A 26,047-nucleotide genomic window follows, 5' to 3' on the forward strand; every position below is an offset into this window, starting at 1 on the left:
AGTCATTCGCTACGCTGTTACGCTAAGGATTTAGAACCGGTAGCGTAAACCTACGCTTGCAGCATCAAAGGAGTAAGCTGATTTATCCAGGTAGCGCATATAGTCCGCGCTGAGGGAGAGGTTTCTGGCCACATCCATCTCAGCGCCTGCGCCGTAGGAGAAGTCGCTTTCGCTGTCGCCGCGGTCAAACTCTACTTCCGTAAAACCCGCCAGGCCATAAAGACGTACTTCAGGTGCTATGGGAATAATCCCTTTAGCATAAGCACCCGCTACATAGTCTAATTCGGCACCACCGTCGGAACCGCCCGTACCTAAATGACCTTCAATGCCAAAGTAGTCATTGAACTGGGCACCGCCGCGCAGGCGTAAGCCTACGTCATCACGGGACGAGCCTCTGTCTGGATCCAGACTCCAGAACATGGCATCAGCGCCCAGGTAAGCTTGCGGATAACCGGTAGACTGTTGTGCTTGAGCAGTGGTTGCAAATGCGCCTGCACCCACCAGGAGTACCGCCGATGTAAGTGACAACATGGACATCTTCATAGCTTGCACCTCAGTTAAAAAACAGTGTTTCCTTACACATTTGTATTGTGATTCATAACTATGAAGAACGCAAACATTTACCGCCCCTTGGATAAGCTCAGCACGACAATACCGCCAACGACGACTGCCCCACCTACCAACTGGCCGGGGCTAAGCATTTGCCCCAACACAAAGTAACCCAGCACCAGGGAGGCAACCGGCTCGATATTCATCACCGGTGCGTTGCGGGCCATATCGAGTCGCGGCACAAAAATAAACAGCGTCGAAAACGCCGAACCATACAGCAGACCAAGCAGCGTCAGCCCTAGCCAGCCGGTACTGTTATCCGGCAGGCTCATACCCCCTGGCACTACACCGGCGATGCCGCCAATGATCATGACAATAAACACGGTCTGCATGGTCAACAGGCTGCGCAGGGTACTGCCCACTCCTGCAAGGCGGTGCTCGGTAACCCACAGCGCGCAGGCAAATACGAAGGCCGCCATTAATCCAAAACCAATGCCTGCTATCCACCCCGGCCCCATGCCATCGGCGCTGGCAATCCATGAGGGAATATCCAGCACCACCAGTAAGCCGATTAAAATCGTGCCCATGATCAGACAGCTACGCAGAGTAGGACGCGGGCCGCCCAACGCCCAACTGAGCAGCGCCAGCTGAATAGGAAAGGTATTGACCAATAGCAGTGCGATCACCACAGGCAGCCTGGCCACCGCCGAGTAGAGGCTAACGCTTTGGATCGCAATCAGTAGCCCCACGGTCAGTTGCCACGGCCAAGATCCCGCGGGCAGCCACAAGCGCTTTTTCTGCACGATGACTAGCGCCACTAAAATCAGGCAGGCAACCCCCGAGCGGGTTAATACCGCCAGTAACAGACCGGTGCCATTATCAAACGCCAGCCGAGCTGAAACGTGATTGGCGGCGAACATGGTGGCCACGGTCATCATTAACAGAATGGCCAAATGGCGCGGCAGTAGTTTCGGCAAAGAGGACGCTGACATAAGAACGGTACGGCTCGTTATAGGGGTGAAGGTGTAAGATGGCGAGTAGCCAGGTAGGCAAAGATCCCAGCATGCCAAGCTTTTGCCTAGAAGGCTAACGAAAGCCTGACGCTGCTTTTGCGCGCTGCAACATGTTAAACTAAAGTCTACCCCTTTGCTCAATAACCTCCTAGCGAAAAGGTTTTTATGAACGCACCGGTGCTGGTCATTAACTGCGGTTCCTCCTCTATTAAATACGCGTTGATTGATTCCGACCCTCAGGCACCGCGACTTGAGGGCATAGCGGAACGCTTGGGTAGCGAGGATGCACGCCTCAAGGGCAAAAACAGCGCCGGTGATCGTTTCAGCCAACCACTTCCTGGCGCTGACCACACCCAAGCACTTAACGCGATCCTTGAGCGTATGGAGGGCCGATTACCAGCGGCGGTGGGCCATCGCATCGTGCATGGCGGCGAGCACTTCACCCAGGCCGCACTCATCGACGCTAGTGTCATTGCGGCTATCCAAACCACCGCAACACTTGCCCCCCTTCATAACCCAGCAAATTTAGCGGGTATTGCGGCGACCCAGAACGTCTTTCCAGACCTGCCCCAAGTGGCAGTGTTCGATACCGCTTTCCACCAAACCATGCCGCCGCGTGCTTACCGGTACGCACTGCCAGAAAGCCTCTATGCTGAGCATGGCATTCGCCGCTACGGCTTTCATGGCACCAGCCACGCTTATGTTAGCCAGCGGGCGGGCGAACTGAGTAGCCGTGGCACAGGCGGCTGGCTGACTGCCCACCTGGGCAATGGCTGCTCCACCAGCGCGGTTTGGAACAATCAAAGCCAGGATACCAGCATGGGCCTTACCCCACTGGAAGGCTTGGTGATGGGCACCCGCAGTGGCGACGTTGACCCTGGCCTGCACGCCCACCTGCACCGCCAACTGGGCTGGTCGCTAGACAAAATCGACGACGTGCTCAATAAAGAGAGCGGCCTACTGGGCCTTTCAGGCTTAACCAACGACATGCGCGAAATTGAGGAGGCTGCTGAACAAGGGCACGCCACCGCACAGCTGGCGGTAGAGGTATTCTGCTACCGGATCGCTAAATCTCTGGCGGGGCTCTCCTGCGCCCTGCCCCAGCTTGATGGGGTTATTTTCACCGGCGGTATCGGCGAAAACTCGCCGATTGTACGTCGCCGTGTGCTCGCCCTATTGCCCCACTTCGGCTTTGCGCTGGATAACGACGCTAACGAAGCGACTATCCGCGGCAAAGAGGGCAAGCTGGATAGTGCCAGCCATGAAGGCCCCCAGGTGTGGGTGATCCCTACCGATGAAGAAGGCCGCATTGCCATGGAAACCCGCCACTGCCTAGAGACACGTGTATGACTCACCCCGACCAGCCACAAGCGATTCTGTTAGTGCCTACCAGCCAGGGCGTCGGGCTTACCTCCGCCTGTCTGGGGTTAATTCAAGCGCTGGATACCATCGGTCTGAAAGCCGGGTTTTTAAAGCCGTTTATGCAGAACGAGCTGAACGGCCCAGGCCTGGATCGATCCACCGCATTGGTTTCCCGGGCACTCAATCAGCGCCCGCCTTCGCCGATTTCCCAGGCTCGCCTTGAGCGCTTGCTGCGCGACGACCAAATCGATGAGCTGATGGAAAATGCCGTCGAGCTCTATGAACAGGTTGTTCAACAGGCCCACCGCGATGGCAGCACCCTAGACCTAGTCGTGGTAGAGGGCGTAGTGCCCACTCAGCACACCACCTACGCCACCCAAACCAACGCCCAGCTCGCCAACGCGCTTAATGCGCGAATTATTCTTGTCGGATCCGGTGATTTAAACGAGCCCCAGGCGCTGGCCGAGCAGCTTGATATGCACGCCCGCAGCTTTGGCGGGGTTAGCTCCAGCCGCACGCTGGGCGGCATTTTGATGCGCATGAAAAATCTGCCCTACGCGCAGGAAGATGATCTTTCTGCAGCACCGGGCACCTTCAAACCGCAGTTGGAAGAGTCAGTGCTCGCTGAGCTGCGCCAGTACTCCCCCGCCCTGGCGACCGATAAATTCCACCTGATTGGTGTGGTGCCTTACAGCAAAACGCTTAGCGCCCCGCGCACCCTGGATGTGGCCCGGGCGCTTAATGCCAAGTTGTTGAACGAAGGCGAGGCGGCCAGCCGTCGGGTACTCTCCACCAGCCTCTGCGCCCGCAGTGCTGCCAACGCACTGCATATTTTCACCCCTGGTAGCCTGGTAGTGGCTTCCGGTGACCGTGATGATGTGGTGCTGGCCTCAGCGCTGGCGACCATGAACGGTATTCAGCTAGCGGGCGTACTGTTGACCAACGGCTTTATGCCCAACGACAGCATGATCGAGATGTGCCGCCCCGCGCTCAAAACGGGTCTACCGGTCTTGGCAGTAGAAACCGACAGCCTGACCACGGCACAGCACCTCAGCCAGCTAAGCAGCGAAATCCCTATGGACGACTTCGAACGCGCCGAACAGGTGGCCCGTTACGTCGCAGCCCATATGGATCTTGAGTGGTTGAAAGCCCACCTGAGCAGCGGTTATACCCGCCGCCTTTCACCTTCAGCGTTTCGCCACCAACTGGTTAAACTTGCCCAGCTGGCTAAAAAGCGCGTAGTGCTGCCGGAAGGAGATGAACCGCGCACCGTAGAAGCGGCAATAATTTGCCAGCGCCGCGGCATTGCCGACTGCGTACTGCTGGGTAAGCGCGACGATATCGAAAATGTAGCGCGCAACCGCGGTCTGACACTGCCAGAATCGCTGACGATTGTTGACCCTGAAAGCACCCGTGCGAACTATATTGGCCCGATGGTCGAGCGTCGTCGTGGCAAACTCAACGAGCTAACCGCCGAAGCGCAGTTGCAAGATAACGTGGTGCTCGGCACCATGATGCTGCAGTTAGATGAAGTCGACGGACTGGTTTCCGGCGCCGTACACACCACCGCCAACACCGTGCGGCCCGCCTTCCAGTTGATTAAAACCGCGCCGGAGTATAATCAAGTCTCGTCGATCTTCTTTATGCTGCTGCCCGAGCAGGTGGTGGTCTACGGCGACTGCGCGGTGAATCCCGACCCAGACGCTGAAACCCTGGCCGAAATCGCTCTACAAAGTGCCCGCTCCGCTGAAGCCTTCGGTATCGAGCCACGTGTCGCCATGATCAGCTACTCCACCGGCGACTCCGGCACCGGCGCGGATGTGGATAAAGTCCGCGAAGCCACCCGGATTGCTAAAGAACGCGCGCCGCACCTGGCCATCGACGGCCCGCTACAGTACGACGCCGCCGCTATCGAGAGCGTGGGCAAACAGAAAGCCCCCGACTCGCCAGTGGCAGGTAAAGCCACCGTGTTTGTGTTCCCCGACCTCAACACCGGCAATACCACCTACAAAGCAGTGCAGCGAAGTGCCCGCGTCGTGAGCGTTGGCCCCATGCTGCAAGGGTTGAACAAGCCAGTGAATGACCTTTCCCGCGGCGCACTGGTCGACGATATCGTTTACACCATTGCACTAACCGCCATTCAGGCCAGTCAGCGGGAAAGCTGAGTTACAGAAACTTTCCCTAGCCAATAAAAACGCCCCAAGCAGATAACTGCTTGGGGCGTTTTATTAACGGCTTAACGGTATGTGAGGGCTAAACCCACATCGGCACCATCGATTCCAGCACCATGACTAAACTCATCGCGGTGATGGTAAGGATAGAGACGCCAAACACCTTTTTGGCCCAGCGCACATCGTCATCTAAACGGTAGCCGCGCAGTGCCAAGTAGAGCCAGTAGCCGCCCATGGTCAGCGCCACGCACAGATATCCCGCGCCCGCTTGGCTGGCCAGCCCTAGCGCCAGCGAGGCGGGAATAAACGCCACAATGTAGCCAAGGATATGGTGTTTGGCCATTTTCACCCCGCGCACCACCGGCAGTACCGGAATCGATGCCCGTTGATAATCGGCGTAGCGGAAGATCGCAATCGCATAGGAGTGCGGCATCTGCCACAGGCAGAAAATCACCAGCAGCATAATGGCACCGCTGTCGAACTGACCGGTCACGGCGCAGTAGCCTACCACCGGCGGCATGGCGCCGGAGAGGCTGCCTACCAAGGTGCCGTACTCCGAGCGGCGCTTCATATAGAGGCTATAAAGCCCCACATACACGCCCCAGCCAATCACCGCCAAGGCAACGGTTAGCCCGTTGGTGCCCAGCGCCAGGCACACCACCCCCGATACACCCAGCAGCGCCGAAACGCCCAGTGCCTGGGTAATAGAGATGCTGCCTCTTACCAGGGGGCGATGGCGCGTACGCGCCATCAATGCATCAATATCGCGGTCAATAACGTTGTTACACGCACAGCCTGACGCGATGATTAATGCAATCCCCACCATGACCGAGACAAAGCTGAGCCACTCGAACTGCCCCTGGGCGGCGAGAAAATAGCCCCCCAGGGTGGCAATCAGGTTGCCGCCGATAATGCCCGGCTTGGTCAGCTCGAGCAGATCCCGCCAGCGGCTGGGCGCTGAGATTAGCCGATCATCATGTTGAGATGCAGATGCTGCATGATCCACAGCGAGCCTCCTACCACTAGGACGAGAATCGTCAGTGTGAAGACGAAGGACATCAGATTCCAGCCTTCGTCGGCTTTGGTACTCATATGCATAAACATGACCAGTTGCACCAGTATCTGCAACACCGCGGTCACGGCTATCACAATCACGGTAGCCAATACGCTAAAAGCGCCACTCATCACCACCGCAAAAGGGATAATGGTCAGTATCAGCGACAATACCAGTCCTGTCACATACGACTTAACGCTGCCATGGGCATTGGTTGAACTTGCACTCATCTCACAACACTCCCATCAGATAGACGAATGAGAAGACACAGATCCAGACAATATCGAGGAAGTGCCAGAACAGGCTTAGGCACAAAATCCTCGGCCGGGTCATATCGTTCAACCCTTTGGTGTAAAGCTGTACCAACATCACCAAAATCCAGATCATGCCAAACGTAACGTGCAACCCGTGAGTACCGACTAGGGTAAAGAAGGCCGATAAAAAGCCGCTACGGTCCGGACCGTACCCTTCATGGATTAGATGCTGGAATTCATAGACTTCCATCCCCAGGAAGCACAAGCCCAGTAGAAAGGTAATAATCAGCCACACTTTCACTTGGCCAACACGGTTGGCATGCATTGCCAAAACGCCCATACCGAAGGTGAAACTACTGATCAGCAGTGCAAAGGTTCCGAAAAGGATCAAAGGTAATTCAAAGATATCAGCGCCAGTTGGCCCACCCGCCGTGCCCTTCATCAGCACGGCGTAAGTGGCGAACAGTGACCCGAAGATCACCAAATCGCTCATTAAGTAGACCCAGAAACCAAACAATTTCGTGCCCGAGGCATCGTGATGCTCTTCTTCGTGCTCTACCGGGTGGTGCGAGCTATGATTTAGCGTATCTGTCGACATTACGCTTGCGCCTCCACGCCTAGTTTTTGTTCACATTTGAGTTGATGCTCACGTTCGATTCGCTCAACTTCAGCAGCGGGAACGTAGTAGTCGATATCGTCGTTAAATACCCGTGCCATAAAGCTGATGAATACACCCACGGCGCCGACGCCGGCTAACCACCAGATATGCCACACCAGCGCAAAGCCGATGACCAGCGCAAAGAAGCTGATAACTGGCCCGGCCACGGTATTACGAGGCATATGAATATCGGTATAGGGGGCTTCTTCAAGCTGCTCTTCGCTACGCTGCTTTTGCGACCAGAAGCTGTCGATATCGCCCACTTCCGGCAGACGTGCAAAGTTGTAGAACGGCGCTGGAGAAGAGGTTGACCACTCCAAGGTGCGGCCATTCCAGGGGTCGCCGGTGACATCAGCGTTCTGTTTGCGGTCACGAATACTCACCCAGAACTGGATGATGGTGCAGACAATGCCCAGCATAATGATTACCGCGCCTACCCAAGCCAGAATCATCCACGGCTGCCATTCGGGGTTGGCGTAGGACTGCATGCGGCGCACGGCACCAAAGAAGGCCAGTACGTAAAGCGGCATAAAGGCGACGTAGAAGCCGATAAACCAGCACCAGAACGAACGCTTGCCCCACTTTTCGTTCAAAGTGAAACCGAACGCTTTGGGGAACCAATAGGTAAGCCCCGCCATCATGCCGAACACCACGCCGCCGATAATAACGTTGTGGAAGTGCGCAATAACGAACAGGCTGTTATGCAACACAAAGTTAGCCGCGGGCACCGCCAGCATAACGCCGGTCATACCGCCTAGGGTAAAGGTGATAATAAAGCCCAGCGTCCATAGCACCGGCGAAGTGAGTTCCAGGCTGCCGCGGAACATGGTGAACAGCCAGTTGAACACTTTCACCCCGGTAGGAATGGCGATGATCATTGTCATAATGCCGAAGAAGGCGTTGACGTTGGCGCCCGCCCCCATGGTGAAAAAGTGGTGCAACCAAACCACAAACGAGAGCAAGGTGATCGAAATGGTCGCCCACACCATGGTGGCGTAGCCGAACAGCCGCTTACGGGCAAAGGTCGCAATCACTTCAGAGAACACGCCGAAGGCTGGCAGAATCAGGATATAAACTTCCGGGTGGCCCCAGGCCCAGATGAGATTGACGTACATCATCATGTTGCCGCCAAAATCATTGGTAAAGAAGTGCATACCCAAATAGCGATCCAGCGTTAGCAGCGCGATGGTCGCGGTCAAAATTGGGAAAGAAGCAATGATCAGCACGTTGGCGCACAGCGAGGTCCAGGTGAAGATCGGCATGCGGAACATCGTCATGCCTTTGGTGCGCATTTTAATGATGGTCACGAAAAAGTTAATACCGGTCAGCGTGGTGCCTATACCGGATATCTGCAACGCCCATATCCAGTAGTCGACCCCCACCCCGGGACTAAACTCGATCCCCGATAACGGCGCGTAAGCGAGCCAGCCGGTTTTGGCGAATTCGCCCACCACCAGCGAGATATTGACCAGTATCGCGGAGACCGCAAACAGCCAAAAGCTTAAGTTATTCAGGAAAGGGAAAGCAACGTCGCGGGCACCAATTTGCAGCGGCACCACCAGGTTCATCAAGCCGATGACCATGGGCATGGCGACAAAGAAGATCATAATCACGCCGTGGGCGGTAAAGATCTGGTCGTAGTGTTCGGGGGGTAAATAGCCCGCTGCATCCCCGGCGGCCATCGCCAGCTGGGTGCGCATCATTATCGCATCCGAGAAGCCGCGCAGCAGCATCACCAGAGCGACGATGAAATACATAATGCCGAGCTTTTTATGGTCAACGGAGGTAAACCACTCGTTCCACAGCCAGCCCCACTTACGGTAATAGGTGATTAAACCAAACAGTGCGATCCCACCAATGGCCATAAAGGCCGCGACGACCATGATGATCGGCTCGTGGTAGGGAATTGACTCTAACGTGAGTTTTCCAAACACGGCTTAACCTCCCACTTCTACGCTAGAGGAGTGGCTGCGCATGGCATTATCCTGACTAGCATGGTTGTTAGTGACATGACCTGATTCGGCCGCGTGATCGGCAGTCTTCTCATTTTCGCCATCGTGGGAGTCAGCATGATCGCCGCCCATCTGATGCTCGCCGCCGGTATGGAAGCTTCGTAAGATGCTTTCATACAGCGATGGTGAGATGGCTGAGAAGTACTCAACCGGATTCGATTCGCTAGGTTCCGCCAACGCTTCATAACCTTCTGGGTAGGTCAGCGTTTGTGGAGCAGCGCGTACCGTTTCCACCCAGGCGTCAAAATCCTCGGGGTTGGTCACCTTGGCTTCAAAGGTCATGCCAGAGAAGCCCGCGCCACTGTAGTTGGTGGAACGACCAGGGTAGCTACCAATTTCATCGGCGATGAGATGGACATCGTTATCCATGCCCGCCATGGCATAAATCTGGCTGCCAAGATGGGGGATAAAGAAAGCGTTCATCACTGAGCCTGAGCTGACCCTAAAGCGCACCGGTGTATCTACCGGAAAGGCCACTTCGTTAACACTGGCAATACCCTGCTCGGGGTAGATAAACAGCCACTTCCAATCAAGCGCCACCGCCTGTATTTCGATCGGCGCCACATCGCTTTCCAGCGGTTTGTGGGGATCAAGGCTATGGGAGGTCTTCCAGGTCAACAGGGCGAGCACCGCGATAATCGCACAGGGCACGATCCACACCACCGCTTCAATCACGTTGGAGTGCGCCCAATCAGGCGTGTATTTAGCCAGGCTATTACTACGCCGGTAACGCCAGCCAAACAGCAGCGTCATGACAATCACAGGAATAACTACAATCAACATTAGGCCAAAGGCGGTCAGAATCAGTGTGCGCTGCTCAGCGCCAATCTGGCCTTTTGGGTCTAGCAGCGCTGAACTACAGCCTGCTAGAAACAGACACAGCGCAAGGAGCACTAGAGTGCCTCGCCTGCGCCAAAGTGAGCGTCGTTGCATGGTGTGATCTCGTCAGAGGTTGTTTAAAACACTAGCTAGCCATGTCGCCCTTCTACATAGCAGGCTAACTACCACCCCATACTCTTCCCAAAACATGCTCTGCATGGCGCTCTTGAAAACGTGCTAGGAAAACGCTCTCAAGGACAGTGCACACGTGACGCTGGGCGCCATTGCTCCGGGAAAAATATGCGTCGCCGGATGGGAATTGGCGACGAGCCTCGCTGGCCTAAGCACTAAAGGCTTAAGCAGTTAAGACTAAAGTATTTTCTATTGATCGAGATCATGAAAGAAGTGGCGCATTGCCGCACCCAAGGTATTGACTGGGATGAGCAAGGGGGAAATCGCTTACGCCACTGTGACGGTGGGAACCACTATCTCAGGTACAACGCGGCCATTTTTTTTAAGCAACTGCGGGGCGCCCTCTTCGTCGGTAACCACCACATCAAAATCGTCCAGAGCAGCGAAATAGGCCGGGCGAACTACGCTGAACTTACTGGCATCTACCACCAACAGGCGCTGCATAGCGGTGGCAATGGCAGCCTGTTTAGGCGCCACTTCGTGAAAGTGAAAGCAGCTAACACCACGCTCTAAATCCACCCCTGCAGCGGAGATCAGCGCCTTATTAATGCCTAACCGCTCGATAGCAGCAGTCATATTGTCGCTACCGAATGACTGCGAGGTGGCATAAAACAGCCCGCCCAGTAGCACCAAGCGCACGTTGGGCAGGGCGGCAACGGCATTGGCAACATTAAGCGCATAGGTCACTACCGTCAGCTCTCGGAAATGACTTAACTGGCTCAGCAGCGGCATTAGCGTTGAGCCGCAGTCGATAAACAGCGTATCGCCCTCTTCTATGTAGGCTAACGCCCGCTGACAAAGCCGATACTTGGCCTGGTAGTGGCTAGCCTGCTGTTCGGTCAAGTCATAAATAGGCGTTACGCCAGGGTAGTTTGCCATCACTAGGCGTCCACCCAGCAGGCTAATGGCAGTATCCTGAGTCGTCAGATCGCGACGGATGGTCATTTCGGAAACATCGCATAGCTCTGCGGCATCGCGCAGATGAAGAGTACCGCCACTGGCAAGCGCTTCCTGAAGCTTGGCAAGGCGCAGCGCACTACGGCCATTCATGGTGGGCATCTCCTGGCAAACCCCTCTTGTTGTGATTTTCGCAACGAGAGCATCGGTGTTGCGTCCATTTTCATTTCTATGCTGAGCGAGCGGCGGCGTAATTTCCACTGCTACGACGGCTATTGGTGCTATTAGTGCCTCAATGAGAGCCATATGACATTTAAATAGCGTTGATGTGACAACTCTTGCAAATCAACGTTAGAAAAATAACACTAAATGTTATAATTTTAACATTAACGCCAGCCCGCACGACTACAACCTCGGATAGCCACACCCAAGTGGCTCCGCGACAACCAATGTTGAGGCTCTCATGACTGCTCGTACACACTCTCGCCCCCCTTCGTCTAAGATCGCGCTTGGCGCTGGCGTATTAGGGGCCATACTCACTACGCCGCTAATGGCAGACGAGGCTGCTCAGTCGCATCCTCTAGATCGACTGTGGTCATTCGCCAACGTTTCGGTTAACTACCTGGACTGGTCAAACGGCACCGAGGCGCGCACCGCTTCCAACGCGGCGAAAAGCGACTTTATGTTTCTCGAAATCGAAGGCGGCGCTGGCTTTAGCTGGGGCGAGTTCTACGGCTTCTTTGATTTCGAGAACCCCACCAACGACCAGTTCGATGAGTCCAGCGGTGGTAAAGACAACTTCCGCACCGCGGGTAAAGTGACCTCACACATTTACCTGGGTGACAGCTCGCTGTCGATTTACGCCCACCTGTATGACTTCCGTGATTACGGTTATGACAGCCGCGAGCAGGATCAGATTCTTGGTTTGGGTTACCGCACTACCTTCGACAATGGCCTGTGGTTCAAGCCCTTTATCGGTGCTGCGCGGGTACAAAGTAACAGCTATACCGGCATGAACGGCTATATGGCAGGCTGGGTCGCGGGTTATGATTTCACTGCACTCAACCAGGACTTCAGCGTCACCAACTGGCACGAACAGACCTTTGGTCGCGACGATGAGTATCTGGAGCAGAACTACGTGGGCGATACAGCGGGCAGTGTAGGCACCAACGGTGCACTGAGCCTATGGTGGCATCCGAGTGATTTGATCACCACTGGCATTCAGTATCGCTACTCTGACAATAAGTTGGGCACCCCCAACAATTATCAGAATGCGATGATCTACTCCGTCAAGCTCAACTTACTATAAACGCGCTTCTTACTCGCGGACTCGAAGGATCTCCTTATGACACTCCTTATGAGCTTGGTGGGTATGGTCACTCTGGTGGCCATTGCCCTGATCTTCTCCTACGACCGTAAATCGATCCGGCTACGTACCGTGCTGGGCGCCTTTGCTATACAAGCGGGGATTGGTGCCTTTGTACTTTATGTGCCGTTTGGCCAAGCGGTACTACAGGCCATCTCCTCCGGCGTTAGCCAAATTTTGGTGTATGCCAACGATGGTATCGGCTTTCTGTTCGGCGGCTTAGCCGATGTGGATAATGTCGGCTTTGTATTTGCGATCAAAGTACTCCCCGTCATTATCTTCTTCTCCTCGCTGATCGCCGTGCTCTACTACATCGGCATTATGCAGTGGGTGATTCGCATCCTCGGTGGTGCCCTGCAAAAAGCCCTGGGCACCTCTCGCACGGAGTCGCTTTCTGCAACGGCAAATATTTTCGTCGGCCAGACCGAAGCACCTTTGGTGGTGCGTCCGTTTATCGCCCGCATGACGCCTTCGCAGCTGTTTGCCGTTATGTGTGGTGGTCTGGCATCGGTCGCCGGTTCAGTATTGGCGGGCTACGCCGCGCTGGGTATTCCCATGGAGTACTTGGTAGCGGCCTCCTTTATGGCGGCGCCGGGCGGGTTGCTGTTCGCCAAGCTGATCATGCCGGAAACCCAAGACGTTACCGACAGCGACAGCGTTACCAAGGTGGAAGAAGAGATTGAAGCCCTGGAAGATAAACCTGCCAACGTACTGGACGCTGCAGCATCGGGCGCTACCTCGGGCCTAATGCTCGCGGCCAACGTGGGCGCCATGCTACTCGCCTTTATCGCGCTGATTGCGTTGATCAACGGCATCCTGGGTGGCATTGGCGGCTGGGTGGGCTTTGACTCGCTGAGCCTGGAGCTGATCCTGGGCTGGCTGTTTGCCCCGCTTGCCTTCCTGTTGGGTGTACCCTGGGAAGAAGCGACGCTGGCTGGTTCATTCATTGGCCAAAAATTAGTGGTCAACGAGTTTGTCGCCTACATCAACCTAGCGCCTTACATTGATGGGGAACAGGTGGTAGCTGCGACGGGTCAGATAATGACACCGCACACCATGGCGATCCTCTCTTTTGCGCTGTGTGGCTTTGCGAACCTCTCCTCCATTGCGATTCTGCTGGGTGGCCTGGGTAGCATTGCCCCTACCCGCCGCAAAGAGATTGCTCGTTTTGGCGTCAAAGCCGTATTGGCCGGTACACTGTCCAACTTGATGTCGGCCTCGATTGCTGGCTTCTTTATCGCCCTAAGTAACGTCACTGCTTAACGCAGCGGGTTTTACTGAAGGTGGCGGGCACTGCGGCTTTATCCGCAGTGCCCGTTTTTATCTTTTACTGATTTGTGAGAATTCCATGACTGCGACCGCCTCTCCCCATATCGTCCAAGCCGCCCGCCAAGCACTCACCCTCATGGATCTGACGAGCCTGAACGACAACGACACGGACAGCACCATTGAAGCGCTCTGCCAGCAGGTGAAAACGCCCTTTGGCACCCCTGCCGCGGTCTGCGTATACCCACAGTTTATTGTCACCGCCCAGCGTGCCCTTACGGCTCACAAGCTAAACGAGCAGGTGAAGATCGCCACGGTCACCAATTTCCCTAATGGCGACGACGACATTATGGCCGCCGCCCGTGAAACCCGCGATGCGGTTGCCTCCGGCGCCCATGAAGTTGATGTGGTATTTCCCTACCGCGCGTTGATGGCAGGCGACGAAGAGACCGGCCTTGAGCTGGTAGAAATGTGCAAAGCCGCCTGCGCTGGTCAAGCACTGCTCAAAGTGATCATTGAGTCCGGCGAGCTCAAAGAACCTGCGCTGATCAAACGCGCCAGCGAACTGGCCATTGAAGGCGGTGCGGATTTCATTAAAACCTCGACCGGCAAAGTAGCTGTTAACGCTACACTGGAAGCCGCAGAAATTATGCTCAAAGCCATCAAGGCCAGTGGCCAAGACGTTGGTTTTAAAGCAGCAGGTGGCGTCAAAACCGCCGAAGACGCAGCAGAATATTTGGCTCTTGCTAACGATATTATGGGCTCAGGCTGGGCGACGCCCGCTCACTTCCGCTTTGGTGCCTCTAGCCTGCTGGGTAATCTGCTGGCTACGTTGACCGGCAACACCAACGCGGCCACCACTGACGGAGGTTACTAATGTCTGCCAACGCGACTAAACACACCCTTCTTCCCCAGGAGCTGATTCGCCTAAAGCGTGATAACCAGCCGCTGCCCGCGGAAGAGATTAAAGCCTTTGTGCAGGGCATTGCCGATGATCGCATCAGCGACGCCCAAATTGGCGCCTTCACCATGGCCGTGTTTCTCAACGGCATGAGCCGTGAAGAAGTCGTTGCGCTGACCACCGCCACCCGCGACTCTGGCCACGTGATGCAGTGGAGCGATCTAAACCTGCCCGGTCCGATCGTCGACAAGCACTCCACCGGCGGCGTGGGCGATTTGGTTTCGTTGGTGCTCGGCCCCTGGGTCGCCGCCTGCGGCGCCTTTGTACCGATGATCTCCGGTCGCGGCCTGGGCCACACCGGTGGCACCCTGGATAAGCTCGAATCGATCCCCGGCTACGACCCCTACCCTGCCCCTGAGCGCTTCCGCGAGGTGGTGAAAACCACCGGCGTGGCGATTATTGGCCAAACGGGTGATCTCGCCCCCGCCGACAAACGCATCTACGGCGTACGCGATGTGACCGCAACGGTAGAATCAATTCCGCTGATTACCGCCTCTATCTTGGGCAAGAAGCTGGCCTCCGGACTGGATGCGCTGGTAATGGACGTTAAAGTCGGCAGCGGCGCTTTTATGCCTACGCCGGAAAAATCCCGCGAACTGGCCAAAAGCATCGCCAATGTGGCCACCCAGGCAGGCACGCCCACCACCGCCCTGCTCACCGATATGAGTCAGCCGCTGGCGCCCTGCGCCGGTAACGCCGTAGAGATCGTTGAGACTCTGGCCCTGCTGCGTGGCGACCGCCCCAACAGCCGCGTGATGCAAGTCACCCGTGAACTGGCCGTGGAAATGTTGATCGCCGGCAGGCTCGCAGGCTCACGTGAAGAAGCGCTTACTCAGCTTGAGAAGGCGCTAACCTCTGGCGCAGCTGCTGAAGTATTCGCCCGCATGGTGCGCGAACTCGGCGGCCCCAACGACTTTATGGAGCGCTCAGAGCACTACCTGGCCAAGGCCGACGTTATTAAACCCGTGTATGCCGAGCAAGCCGGTGTGGTCCAACGTATTGATACCCGCGCTGTAGGTATGAGCGTGGTGGAGCTGGGCGGTGGTCGCCTGCGCAACGACGCCAGCGTCGATCACAGTGTCGGCTTTACGGATATCGTCGAAATCGGCGAAAGCGTGGATAGCCAGCGCCCCATTGCGACGGTTCACGCCCGCAGTGAAGCCGCCGCTGAACGTGCCGCCGAACAGCTGCGCGCGGCGTTTTCGATTGGCGAAGGTACGGCCAGCGCCGACACCCTGCTACAAGACACTTTTCGTGGAGAAACCTTATGAGCCGCGCGATTGTACTGGTACTTGACTCCTTTGGGATTGGCGCCGCCCCGGATGCCGCGACCTTCGGTGATGAAGGGTCCGATACTCTGGGCCATATCGCCGCTGCCTGCGCCCGTGGCGAAGCGGATAACGCCAACCGTTCAGGGCCGCTGAAACTGCCCAATATGGCCAAGCTGGGGCTATTTCACGCCCACCGCGATGCCACGGGCAGCGTTGCCGAAGGCGTCACGCTGCCGGATAGTCTGGAAGGTGCTTACGCCCACGCCAAAGAAATTTCCAGCGGCAAAGATACCCCTTCCGGCCATTGGGAAATTGCCGGAGTCCCGGTACGCTTCGAGTGGGGTTACTTTCTAGATAAAACCGACAGTTTCCCCCTTGAGTTGCTCGACGCCATCGTGCAAGAAGCCGACCTCACTGGGGTGATTGGCAACTGCCACGCGTCAGGCACCGAGATCATCACCCGCCTGGGTGAAGAGCACGTCGCCACCGGCAAGCCAATTGTTTACACCTCGGCGGATTCGGTCTTTCAGATCGCCGCTCACGAAGAGCATTTCGGCCTTGAACGGCTTTATAAGCTGTGCGAAACCGTCCGCGAACTGCTTGAGCCCTACAATATTGGCCGTGTCATTGCGCGTCCGTTTATTGGCGAAGACAGCACCACTTTCGCCCGCACCGGCAACCGCCGCGACTACAGCGTTGAGCCGCCCTCGCCCACCGTACTGCAAAAGCTCGCCGATGCCGGTGGCGAAGTGGTCTCGCTTGGTAAAATCGCCGATATCTACGCCCACTGCGGCATTACCCACAAGGTAAAAGCCAGCGGCCATGACGCACTCATGGACGCCACCCTCAGAGAGATCGAGCGCACCAACCAACGCGACGAAGGCGAGCGCGCCATGATCATGACCAACTTTGTCGATTTTGACTCGGTCTATGGCCACCGCCGGGACGTGCCGGGCTATGCCGCCGCGCTGGAAGATTTCGATGCAAAGCTGCCTAAGCTACTGGCTGCGCTAAGCGAAGATGATCTGCTGATTCTCACCGCCGATCACGGCTGCGACCCCAGTTGGCACGGCACCGAGCACACCCGCGAGTACATCCCCATTCTGGTACATGGCCCCGGCTTTACCCCCGGCCCGCTGGGCGAGCGCGGCACCTTTGCCGATATTGGCCAAACCCTGGCCGACTTTTTCCTGCTACCGGCCATGGCCGATGGCAAAAGCTTTCTACCCGACGCCGCTTAACGACTAGCGCCGCTTAAAGGAGACCTTTGATGGCAACCCCACATATTAACGCTGCTCCCGGTGATTTTGCCGATACCGTACTGATGCCCGGCGACCCGCTGCGCGCCAAATACATCGCCGATACTTACCTGGAGAATGTGCGTCAGGTCAACGACGTGCGCAACATGTTTGGTTATACCGGCACCTATAAAGGCCGCGAGATTTCCGTGATGGGCCACGGCATGGGCATTCCGTCGGTCTCCATCTATGCCAAAGAGCTGATCACCGACTACGGCGTAAAATCGCTAATTCGCGTGGGCTCCTGCGGCGCGGTGCGCGACGATGTCAACGTCCGCGATGTGGTCATCGGCATGGGCGCCAGCACCGACTCCAAGGTCAACCGCATGCGCTTTAACGACCACGACTTCGCCGCGCTTGCGGATTTTGAACTCACCCAGCACGCAGTGGCCGCCGCCAAGGCCAAAAACGTGCCGGTCAAAGTGGGCAACATCTTCTCTGCAGACTTGTTCTACAACCCGCAAACCGAAATGGCTGAAATGCTCAAGCGCTACGGCATTGTCGGCGTCGAGATGGAAGCCGCAGGTCTTTACGGCGTCGCCGCTGAGTTTGGCGCCCGCGCCATGACCATCTGCACCGTATCGGATCACATCCTGAAAGGCGATTCGCTCTCCAGCGCAGACCGTCAAACTACCTTTGACGACATGATGCTGATTGCTTTGGACACCGTGTTACGCGACGACGCAGCCCGCGCTTAAGAGGAAGTTGTGATGAGTCAGCAAACGGATGAAGTATCAGAAGAGATCGTTGAGAAGTTATTCAGCGCGCGGGCTAACGCCTATGTGCCCTACTCTAATCACCCGGTGGCGTCGGTGATGGTGACCCCTGACGGTCAGCAGTTTGCGGGCGCTAATGTGGAAGTGGCGCACTACAAAGGCCTGTGTGCTGAAGCCTCGGCCATTTCCGCCATGGTGACCGCAGGCCAACGCCAGTTGGCGACCGTCTACGTCATGGGCCCCGCTGATCACTTATGCACGCCCTGCGGCGACTGCCGTCAGCGCATTCGCGAGTTCGCCACGCCAGAGACTCAGATCAAGGTGCTATCCGGCAGCGGCGAACTGCTCAAAACCTACACCATGGAAGCACTGCTCCCCGACGCCTTCGGGCCGGAGCAGTTGCCGCCGCGTTAACTCGTTTCCCGTAGCACCAGCGCCACCGGCAACGATACGTGCCGGGGCGCTTCTCCCGCCCTTGCTTCTGCCAGTAGTGCCATGCTCGTCTCGGCTATCTCGGCAATATCCTGCCGTACGGTGGTGAGCCCAGTAGCGAGGGTGGGCAGGTCATCAAAGCCTGTCACCGCGACCTGAAAAGGCACTTCAATCCCGCGGTCTTCAAGCGCGGCCACACAGCCCAACGCTAGTTCGTCGGTGGCGCATACCAGCGCATCAAAAGGCAGTGATTGAGTGCCCTCTTCGTCTAAATAGCGATTTAGATAGCGATAGCTGTTAAGGGAGTCTGACGCGAAGCGGTGCGGTAGGCTGATCAAGCGTTCAGCAAACCCAGCCTCTGCCAACGCCCGCCGGTAGCCCTCCAAACGGCTATGGGGACGCGGCACCTCTAGCTCGCCGCCCATAAACGCCAGCCGCCTGCGACCCTGGGTAATGAGGTGGTGGGTCATCTCATACAGCCCCTGCCGATCGTCCGGGGCGACGGAAAAGCCTTCCCCGGCATCACCTATGCGCACAAAAGGAATCGCAGCGGCCTTAAGCAGCGCTGGGCGCTCATCGTCTGGGGCTTCACCAAGCAAAATAGCTGCCCCCGCGCGTTCGGGTAATTCAGCGGTTTGTTGGTGATTAAAGAACACCGGCACTATACCCTGCTGATGAAGGGCCACGGTAAGGTGCTGGTAGAGCAAGATATAGTAAGGGCGCAGCTCGATATCCTGACGGCCAAGAGAGATGCCTACCACCGCCGTTTTACCGCTTATTAGCTGACGAGCCGCGGCGCTGGGTTGGTAGGCCACTTCATGGCTAATCGCCAAAATCTTCTCACGCAGGGCGTCACTGAGCCCTGGCTTGCCGTTCAGGGCCCGGCTAACCGAGGCAATCGATACCTCAGCCCGCCGGGCAATTTCTCGAATGGTGGCCGTTTGGGCGCTTTGTTTGCTCTTTATCACCGAATCTCTCAACGACTATTTCCCGCCCTATTACTCATCTGGAAGGCTGTCAGTGTGCCGAAAAACGCCCTGTGTTGCGACGCTGATTACACTGCAATTTCCAGGCTGCGATCTTCCTGACTGGAGATAACACAGGCATCAAGAACGGTTTGAATCGCCGCGCCGCGGGCAAAGTCCGGCTGGTCGTTTTGACCACTGCGGATGCTTTCCACAAAACGCTGATAGATACTGGGTGTTGGTGGTGCCTTCACTGTGTTCCAGCGCGCCGGGTGAACGTCATCGTCCAAACACACCTGCACGTCGTCTTTTGAGGCGTCTAAATCGACGCGAGTAGCACCTTTATCGCCGTGTACGCTCAGGGTTAACGAGTTGTGGTGCCCGGTCGCCCAGCGGGTGGCTTGAATGGTGCCCTTGGCCCCATTGGCAAACGTCACTCGCATTAGCGCGGTATCGTTGGCATCCAACAAATAATCACCAATCCGGTTGTCTGGAGCTTTTTCAAAACAGGTCAGTTCGCAGTTAACGCGAGTAATATCGCCGACCGGAAAGCTGGCAAAATCGACAATGTGAACTCCCACATCGCCCAGTACACCTTTGCTGCCATGGGCTTCCGAGAGCCGCCATAGCCACTGGCTCTCCTGATCCCAGCGCCCCCACTCATTGCTGACCAGCCAACTTTGCCGGTAGCTGGCATCTACGTGGCGAACTTGACCAATCGCCCCAGCGGTAATCAGCGCGCGAGCGTGCTGAATGGCCGGGGCATCGCGATAGCTAAAATTGACCATATTGATGACCTTGGCGGCCTGCGCCGCTTGGGCCATTTCATGAGCATCATCCGCATTCGTCGCCAGCGGCTTTTCGCACAGGATATGCTTACCTGCGGTGATCGCGGCCAATGACGTGCGCTTATGAACACCATCTGGCGTGACATTGCTAACGGCTTGGATATCTTCCCGCGCCAGCATAGCTTCCAGGTCGTCATACGCATCGGCGATACCAAAACGGCCAGCAAAGTCGCGGGCCTTGGCCAGCTCCATATCGCACACCGCCACTACTTCCACCCCCTCGATCCGGCTAAAGTGCTTGGCGTGTTCCCCCGCCATACTGCCAGCGCCAATTATCGCTAAACGGATCATTTGAAGCCCTCCTCGCCAGGTTTATGCAGCCCTTCGCCTTTGATTTCCACCGGGTTGGGGGCCTGGTCGGCAGGAACATTGGGGCAGCTATCGATCCAGCGGGAGCCTTCCGGGCGCGCCCATTTCACAGCGTTCTTCAGCACGGTTTTTACCTGTTCGTTGTAATAGATCGGATAGGTTTCGTGACCTGGGCGGAAGTAGAAAATCTTGCCGTTGCCGCGCTTGTAGGTCAGCCCTGAACGGAATACCTCACCGCCCTCAAAGGCGCTGATAAAAATCACTTCATCGGGGTTTGGCACCGCAAATGGCTCGCCGTACATTTCAGTATGCGGCAGTTCGATATAGTCGCCCAGGCCCTGAACGATAGGGTGACCAGGGTTAACGACCCACAGCCGCTCGCGCTCTCCCGCTTCCCGCCACTTAAGTGAGCAGGTCGTGCCCATCAGGCGTTTGAAGATTTTTGCGTAGTGCCCAGAATGCAGCACAATTAGCCCCATCCCCTGCAACACGCGCGCCTGCACGCGGTCGACAGTTTCCTCCAACACATCGCCATGGGCAGCGTGGCCCCACCACAGCAGCACATCGGTATTCTCGAGAGTCTCTTCACTTAAACCCTGTTCGGGATCTTGCAAGGTAACCGCGTTGGCGTGGATACCCTCCGCTTCGTTTAAACCTTCCGCGATGCAGTGATGCATACCTTCTGGATAAATTCGCGCCACGACTTCATTGGTTTGTTCGTGGACGTTTTCACCCCAAACGGTAACGTTAATGGTCATCTATTCTCCTTAGCCATAGCTGGTTAACAGCACAAAAGCAGCTTAAAAGTGCTGCATAACCCACAAAGTAAACGCTTACCTCGAATACGTAAACGTTTACCCATGTGCAACTTTAGTCGCTAGCCCGCTTATAGTGCCTAGACCATCACCATTGGCATCGCGACGAAGTTATCCGTATTCTGAAACGCAACCTCGCGCTTTAGCGTGACTCACGATGCGTGTTTAATGATTTGCTTCTAACAACAGGCTGTTTCTAAAAACAGGAGAACGCCATGGCTGGTTTACTACCCAACGTCGACCCCGACGGCTTGCTTGAATACTCGGTGGTCTACACAGACCGTTCGCTGAATCACATGTCACAGCAGTTTCAAGGTGTGATGCGGGATATTTCAGCCACGCTGAAAGAGGTGTACAACGCCCAAGCGGCCGTTATCGTGCCCGGTAGCGGCACCTTTGGTATGGAAGCGGTGGCGCGCCAGTTTGCCGTTGACCAGAAAACCTTGGTTATTCGCAACGGCTGGTTCAGCTACCGCTGGACGCAAATTATTGAGATGGGTCGCTTAACCGATCAGCACACGATGCTTAAAGCACGACGTCTGAATGCCGATGACCCTCGCTCGCCTTTTCAGCCAGTGCCCATTGAGGAGGCCGTCGCGCAGATTCGTAGCGAAAAACCTGCCGTTGTGTTCGCCCCGCAAGTCGAAACCTCTGCGGGCTTGCTACTTCCGGATGACTATATTCAAGCGCTCGCCGAAGCCACTCACGAGGTAGGTGGCCTGTTTGTACTGGATGCCATTGCCGCGGGCACTCTGTGGGTGGATATGCAGGCACTCGGCATTGATGTGGTGGTAAGCGCGCCGCAAAAAGGCTGGAGCGGTTCGCCCTGCTGCGCCATGGTAATGCTCTCAGAACGCGCCACACAGCGCTTAAGTGAGACCCAGAGCAACAGCTTTGCCTGTGATTTGGGCAAGTGGCACAGCATTATGCAGGCCTACGAAAATGGCGGGCACGCCTACCACGCCACCATGCCTACCGATGCACTGCGGCAGCTAAGGGACATTATGCAGGAGACCCGCGCTTACGGCTTTGCCAAGGTAAAAGAGGAGCAGCAGGCGATTGGCCGGGAAGTCCGCGCCATGCTTAAACGCCACGGTTTTGTGAGCGTTGCTGCGGAAGGTTTTGAGGCCCCGGGGGTAGTAGTGTGCTATAGCGACGATAGCGGCTTAGTGGGCAAACTTGCCCAGGCGGGCGTGCAAGTGGCGGGAGGCGTACCGCTGATGTGCGATGAAGGCGATAACTTCCAAACCTTCCGCATCGGTCTATTTGGCCTCGATAAGCTGCACCACACAGAGCGCAGCGTGAACAGCTTAGAGCAGGCGATTAAAGCAGTGGTTTAAGGTAAAGAAGGCAGAGCCCGCTATTTTAATAGCGGGCTTTAGGTCACATATAGCCCACGCCCCGCGGCATCATGCCCAGATGATTTTCAACTTGGGTAACCCCAGGCACGTTTTCCGCAGCAACGGTTACCGCCTGCTTCTGTTCAAGGGATTCGACCAGCCCCCATACCTCCACAGCGCCGCCATCCACAATCACGCTAATGCCTTCAACTTGTACGCCGGTATTATTCTCAACTTCTTTGAGAATAGCCTCACGAATTTGGCGATCATCCGTGGGCGACTGGGTTGGCGCCACTGCGGCATTGGCGATACCCTGGAGCAAGTTAGCACGGCTAACAATACCCACTAACTTGCCATCACGTAGCACAGGCACCCGCTTGATATGATGTTTTTCCAGCATTCGCGCAATGGTATGCAGCGGCGTGTTCTCTTCCACGGTCATTGGATTCGGGGTCATGACCTCGTGGGCTTTACGACCATGGGACTTAACATAGTCGCCAGCATCCTTGCCGCCGGTAAACAGCGATAACCACCAGGAGTGTCCATGATCACTGTCACTTTTTACCCGGCGCATTAAATCACCTTCGCTGACAATGCCAATCACCCGCCGCTCACTATCTACGACAGGCACCGCACTAATACGGTGCTTGAGCAGCAGTTGCGCAATTTCACGTACTTCGGCGTCAGGCCCCACACTCACCACTTTGGGCGTCATAATATCGATAGCTTGCATTGTACTCCTCCTTGAGCTCAACCTTTAAAGACTGAGCCGCAGATGCAGATTATCCTGCTTGTTCTTTGAGCCTAGCTCGCTGCTGAAGATTTGCCCATGCTGGCCAGCGATCTCAAAGAACGCATTGAGGCTGAGTTGACCTAGCGCAGTTTATTGGCACTTTAGTTACTTTCCTTCACCACGCTGCTCTCTTCGACTTTCTCGACATCGACAATGCCCGAGCGGCTAACGACAACCTTCCAGCGGGCCAAGTAAGGAGTATCTTCGCTGCCCGTCTCCCGAATCACTAAGTTAAACAGATGACGGCGCTCGACGCCCTCGCGAACCGCTTGGCCATCTTTTAAACGATAGATGTGATGCTTGCCCTTACTCATTAGTCGCGTAAGCATCGAGATATCCAGATTGAGCGTTTCGCGGGTATGCTCGTAGCCGCTCAAAAAGCGCGTAGGCGACATACGTGAGCTTGAACGATAGTGCAGCACCACTTCTTCACGCTGGGCTACCGTACGGCGGCGCATCTGCTTGATATCATCGCCCAGCGATGCGTAGCGCTTGTAGTCAAACCACTCCAACTGGCGGCCCACCACGGCGTTGCGCGTGGGGTCTAAATACTGGCGCCGCCACTTGGGACGGCCTTTACGCAGCCAGCGCCACAGGGTATTGCGCAAATCATCCTTAAACACTTCGCGCAGGGCGTAGAGCAGCGCCATGGCTAATACGAACAGCGCGGTGATATCTCCCAGAGCATTACGCAACTGCAGCACGCCTAACGATACAAAGGCCATTACCACGGCGGTGGCAAGCGCTTTGACCGCTTTTTGCTCGCCGCCACCCAGCTCCAATGCCTCTTGTTTCAGGGTAATCGGGTGCTCAATCAGGCGCCGCAACAAGCGCATTTTATTCGACATCCGCGTGGGATCAGCCATCACGCGCTCGGCGTTGTACTGCTGTTCGCGGCGATACTCGCCCTCCCGGTGACACACGCTAATAAAACGTCGGCGAATATCGGTAAACTCTCCGCCGCGGGGCATGTGTGCCACCAGCGCCAGCAGCTGTTGCTCGGTAAACCAGGAGAGGTAGTTATCGATATTGGCAAAGTACTTATATAGACTTTCGTCATCAGGCTGGTGGCGACGCAGCCGCTTGAGAATACCATCGCTCAAGTCGATCATCTCATGCAGTTGGTCACGTAGGGCAACGGCACTCTCTTGCACCTCACTGTTCTCTTCGCGCTCCTCTTGGCGAGCATGGCGCAGCTTATTGGCATTCACCAACATTGCTCGAGTAGTGCGCTCCATCGCTTCCACGTATTGATAGGCGTAGAGACTCAAGCTCAACCGATACGAGTCGCTGCCGAGCCGATTACGGCTGGCCAGCCGACTGTGCACCAGCGGTAAGAGATACTCGTCACTGTAGTAGGTGCGCGAGACATTGATAGCGGCATGATAAAAGGCTTCTTCTGAGATAAGCTGGGTGCTTAATCCCAAATCGCCAGGCACAAAAAGATAGACGTCGAGGTTATGCGATGTCTCTTCCTTGAGCCGCCGGGTAAGACGCAGCTGAAAGCTGTTTTTACGCTCAACGTTGATCAACTCATCAATCTCCTACTCCTTTGCCTAACGCGATGATATACCATGGCTAACTTGATCATGGCGCTACCTAAAGCCACCCCTCTGCTCACCTCTTCACCTATGGAGCTAGGAAATGTCCATTGCCCGTTTTTCACCCTTTGAGCTGCTGCTATTAAAGAGCCGCAGCCAAGTGGATACGGCAACCCTGCTGCTGTTGGCCTGGGTGCTGGTGCACCGTCAACATGTTTCAGAGGGGCAGCGGCGCCGCCGCCTGGCTCAGGTGACCGCACAGTTTCGCCACGGGCATGAGCTGGGGCCAGTAATGAGTATTGCCCGTAGCCAAGACTTGCAAGCGATCCAACTAGCTGCCGAGGTGGTTCGCAAAGAATGCGGCACAGAACGCAGCCTGAGCGTTATTCATCAAGCGATTACCGTCGCCACTGACGACGGCGAGCTGTCCCTGGCCAACCACTATATTTTGCGTTTTTTGGCCGACCTGCTAAGTATCGCACCAATGACCTTGAATACTCTGTTTAAAGAGCTCACCGGCACACCCCTTGCCACACCCGAAGACCCCAGCCGTGATGCTTACTGGCAAGCACACGACCCAGATTATCATGCCCGAAAAGCACGCGAAGCCGAGGCCGCTGAGCAGTACCACCAACAGGCCAATGCTCGGGCCAAACAGCAGCAACAACAGAAAGAGCGACGCCACCAGCAGAAGCAACAAAAACAGCAGGAGAAACAGCAACGCCAGGAGCAGGCTCGCCAAGCCCGCGAACAGGAACAGCAGCGCCAGCGTGAACAGACGCGCCAACAGGAGCAGGAACGGCAACGGCAACAACAGCAGCGCGAACAGGCCGAGCGCGAACGGCGCCGCTCTCGCCAGCAAGATTCTCGTCACCAGCATCGCCAACAAGAGCATCGCCAGCAGCGCGCCTCACCGCCGCCCGATCGCACCACTCGGGCGCTTTCGGTGCTAGGACTTACCCCAGGTGCCACCCGGGTAGAGGTTCGCCACGCCTATCGGCGGATGGCGCAGCTCCACCATCCAGACCGCTTCTATTCGGAAAGTGAACAACAGGTCGCCTTGGCCTCAGCGCGGTTTCAGCGTATTAAAAACGCCTATGATTATTTGATGCAAACTTACTAAGACCATGTAACGCTAGACGTTT

The 26,047-nt window shown here is 56.2% G+C and carries 24 protein-coding genes; 11 read left to right on the forward strand and 13 right to left on the reverse strand.

Annotation, left to right across the window (positions count from 1 at the left end):
- Positions 1-30: 30 nt before the first annotated feature.
- Together AC4EYZ_RS05650 and AC4EYZ_RS05655 are read right to left on the reverse strand one after the other, a co-directional pair.
- Positions 31-543, reverse strand: coding sequence for a porin family protein (locus AC4EYZ_RS05650; RefSeq protein ID WP_027959874.1), 513 nt, complete (start codon positions 541-543; stop codon positions 31-33).
- A 77-nt stretch (positions 544-620) separates the two neighbouring features.
- Positions 621-1,541, reverse strand: coding sequence for an EamA family transporter (locus AC4EYZ_RS05655; protein ID WP_027959875.1), 921 nt, complete (start codon positions 1,539-1,541; stop codon positions 621-623).
- Between the two features lie 186 nt (positions 1,542-1,727).
- On the opposite strand from AC4EYZ_RS05655, the gene AC4EYZ_RS05660 reads away from it, so the two are divergent.
- Positions 1,728-2,912: an acetate/propionate family kinase gene (locus AC4EYZ_RS05660; RefSeq protein ID WP_474191194.1), complete on the forward strand. Its 1,185-nt coding sequence runs from the start codon at positions 1,728-1,730 to the stop codon at positions 2,910-2,912.
- Positions 2,909-5,089 carry a phosphate acetyltransferase gene (gene pta / locus AC4EYZ_RS05665; RefSeq protein ID WP_009287205.1) on the forward strand — a complete coding sequence of 727 codons (2,181 nt, stop codon included), beginning with the start codon at positions 2,909-2,911 and terminating at the stop codon, positions 5,087-5,089. Before AC4EYZ_RS05660 ends, pta begins: the two co-directional genes overlap by 4 nt.
- 88 nt (positions 5,090-5,177) lie before the next feature.
- Here pta and cyoE read toward each other — a convergent pair whose 3' ends face one another.
- The 6 genes from cyoE to AC4EYZ_RS05695 all read right to left on the reverse strand — a co-directional run bounded on the left by cyoE (position 5,178) and on the right by AC4EYZ_RS05695 (position 11,134).
- Complete coding sequence (gene cyoE / locus AC4EYZ_RS05670) at positions 5,178-6,101, reverse strand: heme o synthase (protein ID WP_009287204.1); 924 nt, start codon at positions 6,099-6,101, stop codon at positions 5,178-5,180.
- Positions 6,059-6,379, reverse strand: a complete 321-nt coding sequence (gene cyoD / locus AC4EYZ_RS05675; RefSeq protein ID WP_022520636.1) for a cytochrome o ubiquinol oxidase subunit IV — start codon at positions 6,377-6,379, stop codon at positions 6,059-6,061. The genes cyoE and cyoD overlap by 43 nt, the downstream gene beginning before the upstream one ends.
- Before the next feature lies 1 nt (position 6,380).
- The gene (cyoC, locus tag AC4EYZ_RS05680) at positions 6,381-7,001 is read right to left on the reverse strand and encodes a cytochrome o ubiquinol oxidase subunit III (protein WP_009287203.1); all 621 of its coding nucleotides are present in this window, start codon (positions 6,999-7,001) and stop codon (positions 6,381-6,383) included.
- Positions 7,001-8,995, reverse strand: coding sequence for a cytochrome o ubiquinol oxidase subunit I (gene cyoB, locus AC4EYZ_RS05685; RefSeq protein ID WP_022520637.1), 1,995 nt, complete (start codon positions 8,993-8,995; stop codon positions 7,001-7,003). The genes cyoC and cyoB overlap by 1 nt, the downstream gene beginning before the upstream one ends.
- 3 nt (positions 8,996-8,998) lie before the next feature.
- Positions 8,999-10,006 carry a ubiquinol oxidase subunit II gene (gene cyoA / locus AC4EYZ_RS05690; RefSeq protein ID WP_009287201.1) on the reverse strand — a complete coding sequence of 336 codons (1,008 nt, stop codon included), beginning with the start codon at positions 10,004-10,006 and terminating at the stop codon, positions 8,999-9,001.
- A 345-nt stretch (positions 10,007-10,351) separates the two neighbouring features.
- On the reverse strand, positions 10,352-11,134 hold the full coding sequence (locus AC4EYZ_RS05695; protein WP_022520638.1) for a DeoR/GlpR family DNA-binding transcription regulator: 783 nt from the start codon (positions 11,132-11,134) through the stop codon (positions 10,352-10,354).
- Positions 11,135-11,444: 310 nt separating this feature from the next.
- Here AC4EYZ_RS05695 and AC4EYZ_RS05700 point away from each other — a divergent pair, with 310 nt between their 5' ends.
- The 7 genes from AC4EYZ_RS05700 (at position 11,445) to cdd (ending at position 18,273) form a co-directional block, all read left to right on the forward strand.
- Complete coding sequence (locus AC4EYZ_RS05700) at positions 11,445-12,290, forward strand: outer membrane protein OmpK (protein ID WP_022520639.1); 846 nt, start codon at positions 11,445-11,447, stop codon at positions 12,288-12,290.
- A gap of 36 nt (positions 12,291-12,326) precedes the next feature.
- Entirely contained in the window at positions 12,327-13,610 is a 1,284-nt protein-coding gene (locus tag AC4EYZ_RS05705) for a NupC/NupG family nucleoside CNT transporter (RefSeq protein ID WP_474192697.1), read from the forward strand.
- An 85-nt stretch (positions 13,611-13,695) separates the two neighbouring features.
- A complete protein-coding gene (deoC, locus tag AC4EYZ_RS05710; RefSeq protein WP_009287197.1) occupies positions 13,696-14,490 on the forward strand; it encodes a deoxyribose-phosphate aldolase in 795 nt (264 codons plus the stop codon).
- Positions 14,490-15,845, forward strand: coding sequence for a thymidine phosphorylase (gene deoA / locus AC4EYZ_RS05715; protein ID WP_490204160.1), 1,356 nt, complete (start codon positions 14,490-14,492; stop codon positions 15,843-15,845). Before deoC ends, deoA begins: the two co-directional genes overlap by 1 nt.
- Positions 15,842-17,086, forward strand: a complete 1,245-nt coding sequence (locus AC4EYZ_RS05720; protein ID WP_490204161.1) for a phosphopentomutase — start codon at positions 15,842-15,844, stop codon at positions 17,084-17,086. Before deoA ends, AC4EYZ_RS05720 begins: the two co-directional genes overlap by 4 nt.
- 29 nt (positions 17,087-17,115) lie before the next feature.
- A complete protein-coding gene (gene deoD / locus AC4EYZ_RS05725; RefSeq protein ID WP_027959881.1) occupies positions 17,116-17,841 on the forward strand; it encodes a purine-nucleoside phosphorylase in 726 nt (241 codons plus the stop codon).
- Between the two features lie 12 nt (positions 17,842-17,853).
- Complete coding sequence (gene cdd / locus AC4EYZ_RS05730; protein WP_474192364.1) at positions 17,854-18,273, forward strand: cytidine deaminase; 420 nt, start codon at positions 17,854-17,856, stop codon at positions 18,271-18,273.
- Here the strand turns inward: cdd and AC4EYZ_RS05735 are convergent.
- The 3 genes from AC4EYZ_RS05735 to AC4EYZ_RS05745 form a co-directional block, all read right to left on the reverse strand.
- Positions 18,270-19,259, reverse strand: coding sequence for a LacI family DNA-binding transcriptional regulator (locus AC4EYZ_RS05735; RefSeq protein WP_474192365.1), 990 nt, complete (start codon positions 19,257-19,259; stop codon positions 18,270-18,272). The two genes, cdd and AC4EYZ_RS05735, sit on opposite strands and share 4 nt — an antisense overlap.
- Before the next feature lie 86 nt (positions 19,260-19,345).
- Complete coding sequence (locus AC4EYZ_RS05740; protein ID WP_474192366.1) at positions 19,346-20,395, reverse strand: Gfo/Idh/MocA family protein; 1,050 nt, start codon at positions 20,393-20,395, stop codon at positions 19,346-19,348.
- Entirely contained in the window at positions 20,392-21,171 is a 780-nt protein-coding gene (locus AC4EYZ_RS05745) for a ThuA domain-containing protein (RefSeq protein WP_138799909.1), read from the reverse strand. The genes AC4EYZ_RS05740 and AC4EYZ_RS05745 overlap by 4 nt, the downstream gene beginning before the upstream one ends.
- A gap of 272 nt (positions 21,172-21,443) precedes the next feature.
- Here AC4EYZ_RS05745 and AC4EYZ_RS05750 point away from each other — a divergent pair, with 272 nt between their 5' ends.
- The gene (locus tag AC4EYZ_RS05750) at positions 21,444-22,568 is read left to right on the forward strand and encodes an aminotransferase class V-fold PLP-dependent enzyme (protein WP_474192367.1); all 1,125 of its coding nucleotides are present in this window, start codon (positions 21,444-21,446) and stop codon (positions 22,566-22,568) included.
- Between the two features lie 43 nt (positions 22,569-22,611).
- Here AC4EYZ_RS05750 and AC4EYZ_RS05755 read toward each other — a convergent pair whose 3' ends face one another.
- A complete protein-coding gene (locus AC4EYZ_RS05755; RefSeq protein ID WP_027959889.1) occupies positions 22,612-23,301 on the reverse strand; it encodes a CBS domain-containing protein in 690 nt (229 codons plus the stop codon).
- Positions 23,302-23,462: 161 nt separating this feature from the next.
- Positions 23,463-24,893, reverse strand: coding sequence for a hypothetical protein (locus AC4EYZ_RS05760; protein ID WP_490204162.1), 1,431 nt, complete (start codon positions 24,891-24,893; stop codon positions 23,463-23,465).
- A 112-nt stretch (positions 24,894-25,005) separates the two neighbouring features.
- On the opposite strand from AC4EYZ_RS05760, the gene AC4EYZ_RS05765 reads away from it, so the two are divergent.
- Positions 25,006-26,025, forward strand: coding sequence for a J domain-containing protein (locus tag AC4EYZ_RS05765; protein WP_022520650.1), 1,020 nt, complete (start codon positions 25,006-25,008; stop codon positions 26,023-26,025).
- Positions 26,026-26,047: the final 22 nt, after the last annotated feature.

The organism is Vreelandella sp. 162(4c) (genome assembly GCF_058152265.1).